Origin of the sequence: Neobacillus vireti (genome assembly GCF_036962345.1) — a bacterium.
GTDB classification, from domain to species: Bacteria; Bacillota; Bacilli; order Bacillales; family Cytobacillaceae; genus Neobacillus; species Neobacillus vireti_A.
This window is the reverse complement of sequence record NZ_JBALNB010000002.1, coordinates 22,470-38,014: the sequence shown is the minus strand read 5'-3', so window position 1 is coordinate 38,014 and position 15,545 is coordinate 22,470. Positions and strand designations below refer to the sequence as shown.

The 15,545-nt window shown below is 37.9% G+C and carries 15 protein-coding genes; all 15 read left to right on the top strand.

Translation table 11 applies throughout. The features are described from left to right. Positions 1 to 1,425: a PilX N-terminal domain-containing pilus assembly protein gene (locus V7108_RS00740; RefSeq protein ID WP_335567109.1), complete on the top strand. Its 1,425-nt coding sequence runs from the start codon at positions 1 to 3 to the stop codon at positions 1,423 to 1,425. A gap of 262 nt (positions 1,426 to 1,687) precedes the next feature. Then, positions 1,688 to 2,449, top strand: a complete 762-nt coding sequence (locus V7108_RS00735) for a hypothetical protein (protein WP_335567108.1) — start codon at positions 1,688 to 1,690, stop codon at positions 2,447 to 2,449. Between the two features lie 16 nt (positions 2,450 to 2,465). Continuing rightward, entirely contained in the window at positions 2,466 to 3,764 is a 1,299-nt protein-coding gene (locus V7108_RS00730) for a VanW family protein (protein WP_335567107.1), read from the top strand. Positions 3,765 to 3,782: 18 nt separating this feature from the next. Beyond that, a complete protein-coding gene (locus V7108_RS00725) occupies positions 3,783 to 5,444 on the top strand; it encodes a GspE/PulE family protein (protein ID WP_335567106.1) in 1,662 nt (553 codons plus the stop codon). A 10-nt stretch (positions 5,445 to 5,454) separates the two neighbouring features. Then, positions 5,455 to 6,504 (top strand): type IV pilus twitching motility protein PilT, encoded by a 1,050-nt coding sequence (locus V7108_RS00720; RefSeq protein WP_335567105.1) that lies wholly within the window; start codon positions 5,455 to 5,457, stop codon positions 6,502 to 6,504. Next, complete coding sequence (locus V7108_RS00715) at positions 6,497 to 7,702, top strand: type II secretion system F family protein (protein ID WP_335567104.1); 1,206 nt, start codon at positions 6,497 to 6,499, stop codon at positions 7,700 to 7,702. Before V7108_RS00720 ends, V7108_RS00715 begins: the two co-directional genes overlap by 8 nt. Before the next feature lie 134 nt (positions 7,703 to 7,836). Beyond that, positions 7,837 to 8,271 carry a type IV pilin protein gene (locus V7108_RS00710; protein ID WP_335567103.1) on the top strand — a complete coding sequence of 145 codons (435 nt, stop codon included), beginning with the start codon at positions 7,837 to 7,839 and terminating at the stop codon, positions 8,269 to 8,271. A gap of 40 nt (positions 8,272 to 8,311) precedes the next feature. Further along, positions 8,312 to 9,067, top strand: a complete 756-nt coding sequence (locus V7108_RS00705) for a prepilin peptidase (RefSeq protein WP_335567102.1) — start codon at positions 8,312 to 8,314, stop codon at positions 9,065 to 9,067. 16 nt (positions 9,068 to 9,083) lie between these two features. Beyond that, positions 9,084 to 10,076: a type IV pilus biogenesis protein PilM gene (pilM, locus tag V7108_RS00700; protein WP_335567101.1), complete on the top strand. Its 993-nt coding sequence runs from the start codon at positions 9,084 to 9,086 to the stop codon at positions 10,074 to 10,076. Next, the gene (locus tag V7108_RS00695) at positions 10,076 to 10,765 is read left to right on the top strand and encodes a PilN domain-containing protein (protein WP_335511073.1); all 690 of its coding nucleotides are present in this window, start codon (positions 10,076 to 10,078) and stop codon (positions 10,763 to 10,765) included. Before pilM ends, V7108_RS00695 begins: the two co-directional genes overlap by 1 nt. After that, complete coding sequence (locus V7108_RS00690) at positions 10,762 to 11,547, top strand: pilus assembly protein PilO (protein ID WP_335567100.1); 786 nt, start codon at positions 10,762 to 10,764, stop codon at positions 11,545 to 11,547. The genes V7108_RS00695 and V7108_RS00690 overlap by 4 nt, the downstream gene beginning before the upstream one ends. Positions 11,548 to 11,671: 124 nt before the next feature. Beyond that, a complete protein-coding gene (locus tag V7108_RS00685; protein WP_335567099.1) occupies positions 11,672 to 12,760 on the top strand; it encodes a hypothetical protein in 1,089 nt (362 codons plus the stop codon). 229 nt (positions 12,761 to 12,989) lie between these two features. After that, positions 12,990 to 13,559, top strand: a complete 570-nt coding sequence (locus tag V7108_RS00680; protein ID WP_335567098.1) for a Maf family protein — start codon at positions 12,990 to 12,992, stop codon at positions 13,557 to 13,559. 41 nt (positions 13,560 to 13,600) lie between these two features. Beyond that, positions 13,601 to 14,290, top strand: a complete 690-nt coding sequence (radC, locus tag V7108_RS00675) for a RadC family protein (RefSeq protein ID WP_045523430.1) — start codon at positions 13,601 to 13,603, stop codon at positions 14,288 to 14,290. 156 nt (positions 14,291 to 14,446) lie between these two features. Further along, on the top strand, positions 14,447 to 15,469 hold the full coding sequence (locus V7108_RS00670) for a rod shape-determining protein (RefSeq protein ID WP_335511063.1): 1,023 nt from the start codon (positions 14,447 to 14,449) through the stop codon (positions 15,467 to 15,469). Positions 15,470 to 15,545 lie beyond the last annotated feature (76 nt).

Genomic DNA, 15,545 nt, shown 5'->3' with positions numbered 1-15,545 from the left:
ATGAAGAAATGGTACCAATTTTTAAAGTCAAAAAATAATGAGCAGGGAATGGCATTAGTAGCAGTCTTAATGGTAGTTGTTGTTGTTTCGATAATGGGTGTTTCTATGATGGGATTAACAGCTTCAAACCTTAAGATGAGTACGGGGGAACGTAATCATCAATCAACCTATTATATTGCTGAATCTGGTGCAAATTTGTTAATGAGTGAAGTAACAAAAAAAGTACAAGAGGCGTATACGGCCTCTAAAACTCGAGAGGGATTTTATGCCCTTGCGAAAACGAAATTTACTGAAAATAATTATTTTGCAGAACAAAATTTATCTAGCTTTGAGAAGGCATTTGGAGAACAACCGAATGCAAATTATAGACTCCAAGAAGTTAATGCGGAAAATGGTCAATATAAAATTATTTCAAAGGGAACTATAGATAACCGAACTCGAACTGTGGAACAAGAGATTAATCTTAGGTGGAGTATGGCGTTTCCCAAAACGGCTGTTTTCGTAGATAGCACGATAACCGTTGATAGTGGAAGTGCCATAATTAATGGATCTATTGGCACTAATTCAACAGCTGAAGATGCAATAACATTGCAGGACCCAGGAAGTATCCAAATTGGTGCGGAGATTATTGTAGGACCTAATGCACCAAACCAAGGAAAAGATGTTGTTAACATTTCATATTCGAATATTAAGGTTTTAGAAGAAAAAATCCCTTTAGATTTAAAGGAATTTAAATCAGCGCCGACTCTTCAATATCCAGAAACAGTTAGAATCTACCGTGGCACTACACCTATTGATATTCAAGTTAGAAACAATAATGGAGATTTACCAATAAATCAAGGAAATGATTCCGTTTCGAATTTAACGATAAGTGATACTATGCTTGTAAATAATGCAATGGTTTTAAATGATTTAAAAATTTATGATAAAAATACATTAAATATTAATATTGCCGAAAATAAAAATGTTGAATTGTATGTTAATAGCCTAGATGTAAGTGGCACATTAAATATTGTTGGCGGCGGGAAGTTGTCTATTTATGTTGGTGGAAATCTCACCTTTCATAATGGAGTGATTAATGAGATTACGGCTAATAGGGATAAATTGAGTATTTATCTCAAAAAATCAACTACAAGCACTCCGAAAATAGTAACTGCTTCTTCCACTCCAACTGGAATCAATTGCAGCATTTTTGCAGAAGATGCGACATTTGATTTTACTGGAGGTACCTTCCGAGGTAAATTTGTTACTGGAGGAGCTGTAACCATAGGAGGTAATAATATTATTGAAGGTGCTATTGTGGCTGAATCGTTGCATTTAAAAGGGAACTCGACTATTACTTTTATTGAAAATGATCATATTGCTTTACCATTTCCTGCTTTTATCATTGATCCATTGAATCCTAATCCTGTTCGTGAAACGTAATTTATATTTTTCAATAGTGAATCTATCGCATTTTTCACCACTTTTAAATATGGAATGTGTCCCCTTTGGGTACCATTTTCCTATTAAAGGTGGTTTTTTATTTTTTAAATATAAAAGTTTTCCAGCTTCTTTTAAACTAAGACGAAATATAATACAATAATGAATAGGCGAAAATTGTCTATTTATAGTGAAATTGCACTAATAATATAATTTATTGAATAAAAAAATGTAGTTTATGAGGGAAATAGAAGGAGAGTTAAGTATGCAAACAATTATATGGGCCTTTGGAGCTATGTTGCTTCTTACGTTAATAATATCTTTTTTACCGCTTGCTTTTAATCCTAAGGGGAAGCTTACTGTGGTATTATCGGCTTTTGTAATTGCGCTTGGCGGGCTAGCTGCTGTTCAATTATTTCCTATATGGCAGACAATCTTACTTCTGCTAGTTTTAACTTTTTTTGCTTCCTATATTTTGGACAGTCGTTTAGGTAATGTCATCTATCAGACAGCTACAGCTGAAGAAGAGGTACTAGATGACATTAACCTTCCATTCACGAATGAGCAATTAGAACAGAAATCCGAATTTGATTTGCTAGAGTTGGATGAAATCGATGTAGTTACACCGTCTAAGCTTTCTGATATTTTGTCTTCTTCAGAACCAGAATCTTACCAAAGTTTAGATGATAGTTTAGAAGTTTCATTTTTACAAGACAGTGATACTGACAATATAGATGATATTAATGAAAAGGATGAATTGCAAATTTCCGATGGTTATTTAGCGGATATTGAAAATTTACTTTTAGAAGAATCTGAAGAAGAAGTAAAACCTATAGAAGATGACTGGCTATCTGAGCTGGCTGACCTTGAAAAGATTGAGGCAAAGGAAAATAAGAATAAAGAAGAAAACCAATTAGACGACGCTGAATTGGAAATTCTTTTCGCATTTAATGAAGCTGCTGCTGGTAACAATGATCCTCTAGAACATGAAAGTTCAGATAAAAAAGTACTATTAGAAAAGAGATAGAGAGGGGGCTAGCTGGTTGGCTAAATATTCACGTTTTTTAAAACTATTCGTGGTGCTTTTTTTTGGCACTGCATTTATTTTTAGTTTCTCACATTTTGGTGCTAACGCATTTGAGAATTTCACGGGTGCGGATGGAAAATACTCTGAAGGAACAACTGTTGGTACTATTAATATCTCTGGCAAAACAGAGAGTGAAGCCATCTCTGTTTTAGAAGAAAAGTATGTTGACTGGGTGAAGAATACTAAGTTTGAACTTCAATACAGTGAATTAATCGTCCCTTTTGATACGAATCTATTCCATTTTGATTCAGTACAAACCTTATCATCGGTTACAGATGGGCAGCAAAACCAAGCAATTATTACGATTGACATGCTACAGGTAGGAGAACAAATGCAAATTTTCTTTCCTCAGCTTGATAGCAATAAACTGGAACTTACTAAACTTACTTCGGATTTATCCAATGCTGCATCACAGTTTAACAATGGACCTTTTATATTTAATATCAGTAAGGACTACTTGATTAATGACCCAGCTTCAAAGAATGCAGTCATTAGTGAGGAAATTGTTAAGTTGACTGATGTTTCGAATGAATTACAGTCAGTAATTGATGAAAATCCGCAAATCCTTCTAGACAAAAAAGTTATCTTTTCACTATTAGAATTTGCTAAAACTCAAAAAATAGAAAATTCAACTGTCCTAAGTGTTCTTGCAACAGGTATTTATCAAGCTGTCCTGCCAACCAATTTTACTATTACCGAGAGAAATATTGGCAGTGTACTCCCTGATTATGCGACCTTAGGAATGGAAGCAAAGGTTAATACAGCAACTGGCTCCGATTTGGTTATAGTTAATCCGAACGAGTCATTGTACACGATAGAACTTAGGTTAGATAACAATAACTTGATTGTGACGTTAAGAGGTGAAAAGCTTCTTTATGACTATGAAATAAGCAAAAAGGACGAGCAACAATTAAAACCAAAAACAATCAAGCAATATAGCCCATTAGTCCTGCCTGGAAATATAAAAGTACAAACAGAAGGTGCTGATGGGAAAATTGTGAAAGTATATCGGGATATATACCAAGAAAGTCAATTGATTAAGAGTGAACAGATTTCTGAGGATTATTATCCGCCTGTTTATCGTGTTGAAATTCATGGACTAACAGGAACAGAAAAAGACACTACAACGCCTGCAGGCAGCGATCCTGCTGCAAATACAGATCCAAACGGAACTCAAAAACCGCTATTACCTGCAGAAGAACAAGCAGCTGATGAGAATGGCTTATGGGGGAAACCGAATGAACAACCTAAATAAAGTAAGAAGTGATAAGAAATGAAACAGGGCCGAAAAAGACTTGGAGATTTGTTAATAGAGGAAGGGTTACTAACTCCTGAACAGCTTCAAACGGCATTATCCGAAAAAGCACCAAATCAAAAAATTGGTGATGCTTTATTACAAAGAGGGTATATTACCGATCAGCAATTAGCAGAAGTTCTCGAAGTTCAGCTAGGAATACCGAGTGTCAATCTATTTCAATATCCTTTTGATACCAATCTTTTTTCACTTATTTCAAAAGAAACAGCAAAGCGGAATTTAATTATTCCGTTAAAACGAGAAGGTAATAAGCTGTATGTAGCCATGGTAGATCCAATGGATTTCATCGTGATTGATGACCTAAGACTTTCTACTGGATTTCAAATTGAAACGGTTATTGCGACAAAAGATGGCATTTTAAGAGCAATCAATAAATATTACAATGTCGATCAAGATTTTGAAGAGCTGTTTGATGAAATTGGGGGGAATGAGCGCGGACGGGATGAAGATGTAACGGATTTAGATTCACCGATTGTCCGACTTGTTAACCAGCTCCTGACGAATGCTGTTATTCAAAAGGCTAGTGATATTCATATTGATCCGCAGGAAACAAAGGTTGTGGTTAGGTATCGTGTCGATGGGGTATTGCGGGTTGAACGTGTTCTGCCGCGTCATATGCAAAGCGTTCTAACGGCCAGAGTAAAAATCATGTCTAATCTCGATATTACTGAACACAGAATTCCACAGGACGGACGGATTAAAATAAATCTTGAGTTCCATCCGATTGACCTTCGGGTTTCGACATTGCCTACAGTATATGGCGAGAAAATTGTTATGCGGATACTAGACATGGGTGCAGCCTTAAATGACCTGAATAAAATAGGTTTTAATGCACTTAATTTAAAACGGTTCTCAGAATTGATTGAACAGCCGACAGGGATTGTGTTGATTACAGGGCCAACTGGATCTGGAAAATCGTCTACACTTTATGCAGCACTTAATAAATTAAATAGCGAGCAGGTTAACATTATCACCATCGAGGATCCTGTTGAGTACCAGTTAGAAGGGATCAACCAAATTCAGGTTAACACGAATGTGGGGATGACCTTTGCTGCAGGACTGAGGTCCATCCTTCGTCAGGATCCCAACATTATCATGGTGGGGGAAATTCGTGATAAGGAAACAGCCGAGATTGCTGTTCGTGCCTCCTTAACGGGACACTTAGTGTTAAGTACGATTCATACAAATGATTCATTGGGAACCGTAACAAGGCTTGTTGATATGGGTGTTGAACCGTTCTTGATTGCCTCTTCATTAAGCGGAATTGTGGCCCAGCGTCTAGTTCGAAAGGTTTGTCGTGATTGTGGAGAGCTCCAGGAAGCTTCTAAGCGGGAAGTGGAGATTTTTGCAAGACGCGGCTTGAAAATTGAAAAAGTCAATCGGGGGAAAGGCTGTCCTTCGTGTAATATGACAGGGTATAAGGGGAGAATTGCCCTCCATGAAGTCCTTGTCATCAACGATGATATGCGTAGAGCCATCATGAATGACGACTCCTTTCAAAATTTAAAAGAGCTCGCGATTAAAAATAAAACAATCTTTTTAATTGATGATGGTCTTTTAAAAGTAAAACAAGGGTTAACCACTACTGAGGAAATATTACGCGTAGCGATATTGGAGTAGGAGATAAAAAATGAAAGAAAAACTAGAGAATATACTGCGTGCTGCACTGGAATTTAAAGCATCTGATATCCATTTTACTGTTGGGGTTCCACCAATTTTTCGAATCAACGGAGACATAAAGCGGTATGGAAAAGATATTTTACTACCTCCTGATACAGAGGAGATTGCCAAATTAACGATTCCAGAAAATATGTATGATCTATTCAAGGAAAAAGGAGAACTTGATTACTCATATGGCCTCCCTGGTGTATCACGGTTCCGTGTGAATGCTTATCACCAAAGGAAAAGTGTTTCGTTGGCATTAAGGGTTGTAGCCTCGAAAACACCCACCCTTGAGGATTTAGACTTACCTAAAATCGTTTCAGAACTTGTTGAGAAGCCTCAAGGGTTAATTCTCGTCACAGGTCCGACAGGTAGTGGGAAATCGACAACCCTTGCATCCATGATTGATTATGTTAATAGAACCATGCGTAAGCATATTGTTACCCTAGAAGACCCAATTGAATATTTGCATAAACATGGAAGCTCGATTATCGACCAGCGTGAGGTTGGTTTTGATACACAATCGTATGCCAATGGCTTAAAGGGTGCACTGCGTCAAGATCCAGATATTATTCTCGTTGGTGAGATGCGAGATTTGGAAACAATCGGAATCGCGATTACAGCTGCAGAAACAGGTCACTTAGTACTGGGAACACTTCATACATCCAGTGCACCAGCAACGATAAATCGGATTATAGATGTATTTCCACCTGCCCAGCAGCCGCAAATAAGAGTTCAGTTAGCGTCTGTTCTAGTAGGTGTAATATCGCAACGACTATTTCCTACTGTTGATAAAAAAGGCAGGAAAGCAGCAACAGAAGTCCTGGTAAACAACCCAGCGATAGCGAACTTAATCCGAGCTGAAAAAATTCACCAAATCCAAAGCACAATGCAAACATCACGTGCCCAAGGAATGCACACCTTAGAAATGAGCATCAGAGATTTAATTGACCGCAACTTAATCCAAAAAGAAGCAGCAACCAAATATCTTCAAGAAAAGATGATGATGGATGGCTAGATTTAAATATTCAGGCCGCGATCGCCGCGGAAAAAAAGCAGGGATGATAAACGCGGCTTCGCGAAGAGAGGCAATGACCAAGTTAAAGGAAGAGGGAATAAGGGTCATTGAAATGACAGAAGTTCCTGAAACGCTGATGACAAAGGATTTATCTTTTGGAAATCCTGTTAAACTGCAGCATTTTGTCATTTATTTAAGGCAATTTGCGACCTTAATTAAAGCAGGAGTTACAATCGTTGATGCCACTGGTATTCTAGCAGCCCAAACGGAAAGCAAGGGATTAAAGAAGGCTTTAGTTGCAGTTGAACAGGAACTGCGTGAAGGAAATCCCTATTCTGAAGCGATAGCTAAACATAAGAAAATATTTAATTCCATGTTTATCAATATGGTTAAAGCTGGAGAAGCTAGTGGAAATATAGATGAAACCCTTGAAAGACTTGCTGATGATTTTGAAAAGCAGCATGATACAAGACAAAAGGTTGTGTCAGCCTTAACTTATCCTGCTGTAATAGGACTTATTGCCATAGGTGCTGTTATTTTTCTGCTTGTATCAGTCGTTCCTACTTTTGTTAATATGTTTGCTGATTTAGGAGGGGAACTCCCCGGAATAACCAAATTTGTCTTGTCAGCAAGTAAGTTTATGCAAAAGTTTTGGTGGCTAATTATTCTAATTATATTCTTATTTGTGTCGTTAATTATGTATTTTAAAAAAAACAAGAAAACAAAGTATTATTTGGATTATTTTGTATTAAAAATGCCAATTTTCGGTAACATGATGCAAAAGGCAGCACTTGCTAGAATGATGAGGACATTAAGTTCACTATTTTCAAGTTCTGTACCAATTCTCCAAGCTATGGCAATAGTAGAAAAAGTTGTTGAAAACGAGGTCATCTCAAAGGTAATTCGTGAATCACGTGACTCTCTAGAAAAAGGCCGTTCAATGACTGAACCGATGAATACACACTGGGCATTTCCGCCACTAGTTACTCAAATGATCTCAATTGGGGAGGGTACAGGGGCATTAGATGCGATGTTGTCTAAAATTGCCGAATTCTACGAAAAAGAAGTGGAGCAAAGTACAGATAGACTTAAATCATTAATTGAGCCTATCATGATAGTAGTATTAGCTGGTCTAGTTGGAGTTATAGTAATGTCAATAATGGTCCCAATGTTTTCGATGTTTGAAAACATTAGATAAATCTATAAACCTACAAAGATGTAAATATTAGGACAAAAATCGCTAAAAATCTCTTTTATTTAGATTACATTTATTGTATACTCATAGAGAAATAAGACTAGGTTCATAGAACCATAAAAGGAGAGAAAGTCATAATGTTAAAAAGCTTAAAGTTAAAAGCAAAAGAACAGAAAGGTTTTACCCTGATTGAATTATTAGCAGTTATCGTTATTTTAGGAATTCTAGCAGCAATTGCAATTCCAAGTATTTCAAATATTATTCAAAATTCAAGAGTTGATGCGGTAAAAACAGACGCTCTTGCTATTATGAATGCTGGAAAATTATATTTAACTCAAAATCCTGAGGATGATTCAATAGACTATACAGATCTTGATGATTTTGTGGATAATACTTCTTTAGATACAAGTTCAATACTTATTACAGTTACTTCAGGTGTATTATCACTTGACGCAATAGGTACTGCAGGTTCTGTCACTTATACTATTAGTGATGCAACCTTTGAAACACTTAATGATGAAGCTGAGTGGGAGCAAGAACCAGTTACCAATGCAGTAACTATAGCACCATAATAAAATTGGTAGCAAATTAAATTTTTTGGAGTGGTAACTATTGATATACTCATTACTCTTTATATATGGAATTCTTCTAGGTTCTTTTTATAATGTAGTTGGCCTCCGAGTACCTTTAAAGCAATCAATTGTTACTCCTCGTTCAGCTTGTCGCACTTGTGGGCACCAATTAAAACCTTATGAACTTATACCAGTAATTTCATATTTGCTTCAAAAAGGGAAATGCCGCGGCTGTCAGTCGCGGATTTCTCCTATATACCCAGTTTTTGAATTACTTACTGGAATATTATTTGCAACAGCACCGCTTGTTATTGGTTGGTCAGGAGAGCTTGTAGTTGTCCTTACGCTCATTTCGATGTTTATGATTCTCATCGTATCAGATATACACTATATGCTCATCCCTGATAAAATTTTAATTTGGTTTGCAGGGATTTTTTTATTGGAAAGGATTATTTGGCCATTAACCCCTTGGTGGGACAGTCTTCTTGGTGCAGGCACCGGATTTATACTCCTACTTATTATTGCCCTTGTTAGTAAAGGCGGAATGGGTGGGGGCGATGTGAAGCTTTATGCTCTACTAGGATTTGTTTTAGGATTTAAAATTGTACTTTTATCATTCTTCCTTTCCACATTGTTCGGTGCTGTAATAGGCGGTTTGGCACTCCTTTTCAATATTGTAAAGAGAAAACAACCTATTCCATTTGGCCCGTTTATTGCGGCTGGGACTTTGACCGCTTATTATTGGGGATCAGATTTAATAGATTTATATTTACACTTTCTTTATCAAGGATTATAAGTAAGGGGTAATAGATATGGGATTCTCCCTTTTTTTAGCTAAAAACAGAATAATCAACTTGGTACTAAATGACCACTCAATTCGTTTTTTAGAATTAAAACAAACGAACCCCCCTACTGCCCAAAAATGGAGTGAACGTTTTCTACCGCCAGGTATCATTGTTGACGGTAAAATTGTTGACATAGATTCCTTAGGCAACATTCTAGAACAATGCGTTGAAGAATGGAAGATAAAAGGGCGTTCAATTCGCTTCATTGTACCAGATCAGCTGGTCATTATTCGAAAGGTTTCCATTCCGGCCGATATTCAAGAAGATGAAGTAAAAGGATATCTGTATTTAGAACTGGGTTCTACGATTCACTTACCATTTGAAGAACCTGTTTTTGATTATCATCTTCTATCGAATAATGGGAAAACACAGGATATTCTATTATTTGCTGCACCGGAGCAGTTCGTAATGGAATATGCGGAATTATTTACAAGTTTAAAGCTAAATCCAGTGGCAGCAGATATTTCGCCACTATCACTATATCGTCTCTATCACCAACTAGAAAAAAGTAATGATAAAGAAATTCTATTCACCGTTCAGTTTGATTTGACAAGTGTCAATCTGTGTATTTTTGAAGGCAGCGTGCCGATGGTAATGCGCCAATTTGCCTTGCCTTTCAATATTGAAGACTGGGAATATAACCAAGGATTGTCAGGTTTAGTTGAGTTTACCTTTACTGGGGCTTCGGAAGAATTGGTAATTCATTTTGAAGATATATTTAGGGAAATCAATAAATTAGTAGATTATTACCGTTTTTCGCTTAGCAATGAGAAACTAGACGTTACCAAGTTCCTGGTAAATGGTGATCATCCAATGTTAAAAGCCATTTATGATGAAATGATAGATAGATTAGACGTTCCTGTAGAAATGCTTATGGTAACTTCAGAGGAAAAAGGCAAAACGAATGTTCCTTCCAGTTTATTATTACCTTTAGGTCTTGCCTTGAAAGAGGTGCAGTAATGTTAGTAGAAATTAACCTGCTTCCTCAGAAAGAACCAAGGAAATTTAATATTATTTTACTTATTGTACTGCTTGCTCTTATTTTATTTGTTGGTATTTTTTACTATTGGCAAATTCAGTCTACCAAAACTGAATTGCAAAATTTAGACAAACAAATTTCAGTGACCAAGGAAATTGCTGTTAAGGAAGAAAAAAACACTGATAAAAATGCTTCTCAAATGTCTGTTAGTATATTAAAAAATGCTGTAGAGTGGGCAAACACCTATCCGATTCAAACGATACCGATTATGCAGCACTTAACATCTCTATTACCAGAACGTGGGTTTATTCAGTCCTTTGCCTATGCGGAGGCTGGAACAGTTATCCTTACAGTCCAGTTTGATAGCGCGCGTGAAGCAGCTTACTTTTTAGATAATCTTGGTGATTCAGAATGGGTCGGGGAACCAACCTTAAATTCGCTTACAATCCAAGAGCCAGAAGCAGCCGAAAGCACGGCAACTGAGTCTACAAATGAAGAGAATGCTGATCCTGCTGCAAATCAAAACTCTACACCTGAAGTTGAGAACAATCTTAATTCAATAGACCACTATCTTCCAAGATATATCGGCCAATTTGAGATTAAGTTAAATATGGTGAAAATCAAAGAACTGACTGGGAAAAGTGATGAGGAAGGAGTGACACAATCTTGAAACTCCGACTCTCAAAAATTGACAAAATTATTTTTTTAGCTGGCACTCTTTTGATAGTACTTCTCATTGTCTTTGCACAATTTATGAAGCTAACACCATTGAAATCTGATGTAAGTATGAGAGAGCAGTCATTGAAGACAGAACAGAAGCTTTTGGACGTTGTTACACAGAAGAAAGTTGATGATACTGTTAAGGTTGTTGAAGATACACGAGAATTGCAAAAGAAAGTACCAGTAAAGCCCCTTTTAGAACAATTAATCTTAGACCTAGAAAAAGCTGAAACGGTTTCAAGTAGTGTTATTTCTTCCATGAGCTTTTCTAAAGACGCGGATGTTGTATTAGCAACGACAGAGACACCAACTGACCAGCCTAATGTTACAAGCCAAGAAACTACTGCAGCCACCGATCAAACGAATGCAGAAAACCCTGAAGCGGCTGTACCTGATCAAGCGACCGAACCAGCTGTTTCAAACGGTTTAAAAAAGCTTTCTGTTAGTTTGAGTGTTGAATCACCAACCTATGAGGATTTAGAAAAATTTATTGGAACTCTTGAATCTTTAGAGCGAATCATAGTTGTCGAATCTATCAGTTATTCCGGCGGAGAAGAAATTACCTCTTTAGAGCAGGAAGTTGCACCGTTAACGTATTCGCTTACCGTTGCTGCTTATTACCTGCCAACATTAGATGATCTAATCGCTGAGCTTCCAAAAATCGATGCTCCGGCACCGGCAAACAAGAAAAATCCATTAAGCTCTTTTTCAGATACGACACAAGCAAATTAATACTATCGCGAAGTTACAATTAATTTGACGAAAGCATTGTATAACAAGACGACAAAAGTCTTGTTATTTTTTTTTGTCCGTATGTTAGGATGGAAGAAATTAGCTATCGTAGAGGGAGGAGTACGTGTTAGTGGACAAGCCGAATCGTGGCAATACCATCAAAATAAAGTTAAACGGAGAAACGCAAACATTCTCAGAAGAGCCCATCCAAAAAGAACCTACTACGGGTCCTTTAGATAAAGTGATAAAAATCGACGAGGATTTCAACGAGCAGGATGTATTTGTAGAAACTGCCGCTGCCAAGGAACCTATTGAGGATGAGAGTTTTGACTGGATCATTCCTGAATCTTCCGATCAAGACATTCAGCCATATAAAATAGTTAGCAGCCAGAATCAGAAGCAGAAAAAAAGCGGAGGTAAGAAGCCTGTTGCATTCTCCACTTTTTCAAACAAGCGGAATGGTGGGGTGTTAAAAACAATTTTGATAACGGCCCTATTTGCAATTTTGATCGGGACAAGCTTTGGTGTCCTAATGCTGCAGTTATTCATTACTGATAACAGTAAACCGGCTATAACAGAGCCAGTCGTGGTAGATAAGGGGTCGAATCAAGGTTCCGAAAACAAAGGTGAGAAGGGTACTTCTGCCGTCATAGGAGCCCAAACTGCGTTTATTGTCCAAGGTGGTGCTTTTACCACCAAGGCTGCCGCTTCTGCTACTGCCAGTCAAGCAAAAGGGAAGGGATTGCCAGCCCAAACACTGACTATGGACAATAAAGAGTTTTTGTTTTTAGGGGTTGCCGATTCGATTGAAACGGCAAAGGGGTTAGGAGCACAGTATAAAACAAATGGGTTTGAGGATGTGTTTTCAAAACAAATTCCTATTGCTGAAAAGACGGTGTCAGATATAAATGAAAGCGAAAAGGGTTTTTTAGAAGCTGCACCAGCGATTTTTCAGCAGTTGTCAAAGATTACCTCCAATGCGATGGTCTCAGGAAGTATTTCATCAGATGCTGGTAAAGAAGTCACAAGCTTGTCTGAACAACTGAATCAAGGTACAAAAGAACTGAAACATGAAAAAGTTAAAACCTTGAATGAGGAATTATCAAGTTCACTCACAAAGGTTAAGGCATTTCAAGAAAAGAAAAGTAAAGATAGTTTGGTTGAAGCACAACAGCATTTATTAAACTATTTATCTATTTTTTATTCTTTGTAGTCGACAAAAGTTGATATTTTCCGGGAAATTATTTTACAATTCAAGCCTGTCATTCAACCGACAGGCTTTTTGAATTACTATCAAAATATTTTGAATTTGGCGTCATAAGTTTTTTGCATAATCTGCCAAATTTCTTCAAACTTTAATGAAGTAAAAATTGTTTGCTTCTACAAATTCTGATACGATTAACATGTATCTCCCTAAATGATGCAAAAGGTAAGGTGATTAAATGCAGAACCTCATTTTAGCCTCTTCTTCTCCACGGCGAAAAGAACTTCTAGAAAACCTCCGATTAACATTCACGATCTCAAGCAGTGAAGTAGATGAAAGCTTTGATCCAGCGCTTTCTCCAGAGGATGTAGTCATGGATCTTGCCGAGCGAAAAGCACAGGTAATTTTTAAAGAAAACAAACAAGCATATGTTATCGGTTCCGACACGATTGTTGTGGCTGATGGCCAAGTGTTAGGTAAACCAACTGACGAGGCTGAGGCCACAAGAATGTTAAAGATGCTTTCTGGTCGAAAGCATGATGTTTACACAGGTGTGTCCATTTTGTCTCCGAATGGGACAGCACGTTTTTATGAAAGAACAGAAGTTTGGTTTTGGGAGTTAAGTGACGAAGAAATAAAGTTCTATGTACAAAGTGGTGAACCGCTTGATAAAGCAGGATCATACGGCATTCAGCAACTAGGAAGCATGCTTGTCAAAAAAATTAATGGAGATTATTTTGCGGTTGTCGGCCTGCCGGTCGCGAAAACCTATCGCGAATTAAAAAGGTTGGGCTATCAGTTGCCATAAGGGTTGGTTCCTTAACTCCCTTATTATAGGGAGGACAAAAAATGTCTACGAATTCATTAATGATCCGTGATTTCCCGCAAGACGAAAGACCAAGAGAACGATTTATTCAGAATGGTCCTGAGAGCTTATCGAACCATGAACTAATTGCCATCTTACTAAGAACCGGCACTAAGGATGAAAGTGTTCTACAATTATCCAATCGCTTGCTGACAAACTTTGAAGGCTTACGGCTTTTAAAAGCGGCGACTCTGGAAGAAATGACAGAAATAAAGGGAATTGGTCAAGCTAAGGCCATTCAGATTCTCGCTGCCGTTGAAATAGGCAGAAGGATAGCGAATCTAAACTATACAGACCGTTATGTGATTCGCTCTCCAGAAGACGGTGCTAATTATGTGATGAATGACATGCGCTTTCTATCCCAGGAGCATTTCGTTTGTTTATATCTCAATACGAAAAACCAAGTGCTACATAAGCAAACGATTTTTATTGGCAGCTTAAACGCCTCGATCGTCCATCCGCGCGAGGTGTTTCGGGAGGCATTAAAGCGCTCAGCAGCTTCCATTATTTGCCTCCATAATCATCCCTCTGGAGATCCCGCACCAAGCCGCGAAGATATAGAGGTCACAAAGCGGCTTGTGGAATGCGGGAAAATGATAGGTATAGACGTGCTCGACCACCTCATCATCGGCGAAAATAAATTTGTCTCTCTCAAGGAAAAAGGCTATTTATAATACTATGATTTTAATTGACGTTAGGATATAATAATGGTTATGATTTTTTAGGACATCTATTGGATTTACGATATAAATTACTAGAAAATATACATGGATTAGAAGGTATATTTACTTACCTTTTGCAATTTTCGTATCAGAAAGGGAGATACAACTATGTTTGGAATTGGGACTAGAGACCTTGGAATTGACTTGGGGACAGCAAATACCCTTGTTTATGTAAAAGGAAAAGGGATTGTATTAAGAGAGCCATCCGTTGTGGCTATGCAAACAGACACAAAAGCGATTGTAGCGGTTGGAAACGACGCAAAAAACATGATTGGACGAACTCCAGGAAATGTCGTAGCGATGAGACCGATGAAAGATGGCGTTATTGCCGACTTTGAAATTACAGCAGTGATGATGAAATACCATATTCGTCAGGCCATTAAAAGTAAGAGCATTTTCTCAGGTAAGCCATATGTCATGGTTTGTGTACCATCTGGTATTACGGCAGTAGAGGAACGAGCGGTGATTGATGCTACACGTCAAGCTGGTGCTAAGGACGCATATACGATTGAGGAGCCATTTGCGGCTGCCATCGGAGCCAATCTGCCTGTATGGGAGCCAACTGGCAGTATGGTCGTTGATATTGGTGGTGGTACCACAGAAGTAGCGATTATCTCTCTAGGCGGTATCGTTACAAGTATATCGATTCGCGTTGGCGGGGATGAAATGGACGATTCGATCGTTTCTTTTATCCGCAAAAATTACAACCTGATGATTGGGGAACGTACTGCAGAAGCAATTAAAATGGAAATTGGTTCTGCTGGTGATTCTGAAGGCATCGATAATATGGAGATTCGCGGACGTGATTTATTAACCGGGCTGCCTAAAACAATTGAAATCACGGCGAAGGAAATTGGTTCTGCCTTAAAAGATACCGTTTATGCAATTGTGGAGGCTGTGAAAAATACATTAGAAAAGACGCCGCCAGAGCTTGCTGCTGATATTATGGACCGGGGAATTGTCTTAACAGGCGGGGGTGCGTTACTTCGCAATTTGGACAAGGTCATTAGTGAAGAAACCAATATGCCTGTACTCATTGCAGAAAACCCGCTGGATTGTGTGGCGATAGGGACTGGAAAAGCCCTAGACCATATCCAATTATTTAAAAACAAAGCGAAAGATACAAGATAATTGAAAAGTGAAGCGGTGCAAAAGGGCGGAAGGTCCTAGGTGCTGAAACTAGACATAAAGAAATAGAGGTGTATCA

Bases quoted from the DNA above. Each gene is read 5' to 3' on its own strand.
- V7108_RS00740 (WP_335567109.1), top strand. From the start codon at position 1: ATGAAGAAATGGTACCAATTTTTAAAGTCAAAAAATAATGAGCAGGGA.
- V7108_RS00735 (WP_335567108.1), top strand. From the start codon at position 1,688: ATGCAAACAATTATATGGGCCTTTGGAGCTATGTTGCTTCTTACGTTA.
- V7108_RS00725 (WP_335567106.1), top strand. From the start codon at position 3,783: ATGAAACAGGGCCGAAAAAGACTTGGAGATTTGTTAATAGAGGAAGGG.
- V7108_RS00720 (WP_335567105.1), top strand. From the start codon at position 5,455: ATGAAAGAAAAACTAGAGAATATACTGCGTGCTGCACTGGAATTTAAA.
- V7108_RS00715 (WP_335567104.1), top strand. From the start codon at position 6,497: ATGGCTAGATTTAAATATTCAGGCCGCGATCGCCGCGGAAAAAAAGCA.
- V7108_RS00710 (WP_335567103.1), top strand. From the start codon at position 7,837: ATGTTAAAAAGCTTAAAGTTAAAAGCAAAAGAACAGAAAGGTTTTACC.
- pilM (WP_335567101.1), top strand. From the start codon at position 9,084: ATGGGATTCTCCCTTTTTTTAGCTAAAAACAGAATAATCAACTTGGTA.
- V7108_RS00695 (WP_335511073.1), top strand. From the start codon at position 10,076: ATGTTAGTAGAAATTAACCTGCTTCCTCAGAAAGAACCAAGGAAATTT.
- V7108_RS00680 (WP_335567098.1), top strand. From the start codon at position 12,990: ATGCAGAACCTCATTTTAGCCTCTTCTTCTCCACGGCGAAAAGAACTT.
- radC (WP_045523430.1), top strand. From the start codon at position 13,601: ATGTCTACGAATTCATTAATGATCCGTGATTTCCCGCAAGACGAAAGA.
- V7108_RS00670 (WP_335511063.1), top strand. From the start codon at position 14,447: ATGTTTGGAATTGGGACTAGAGACCTTGGAATTGACTTGGGGACAGCA.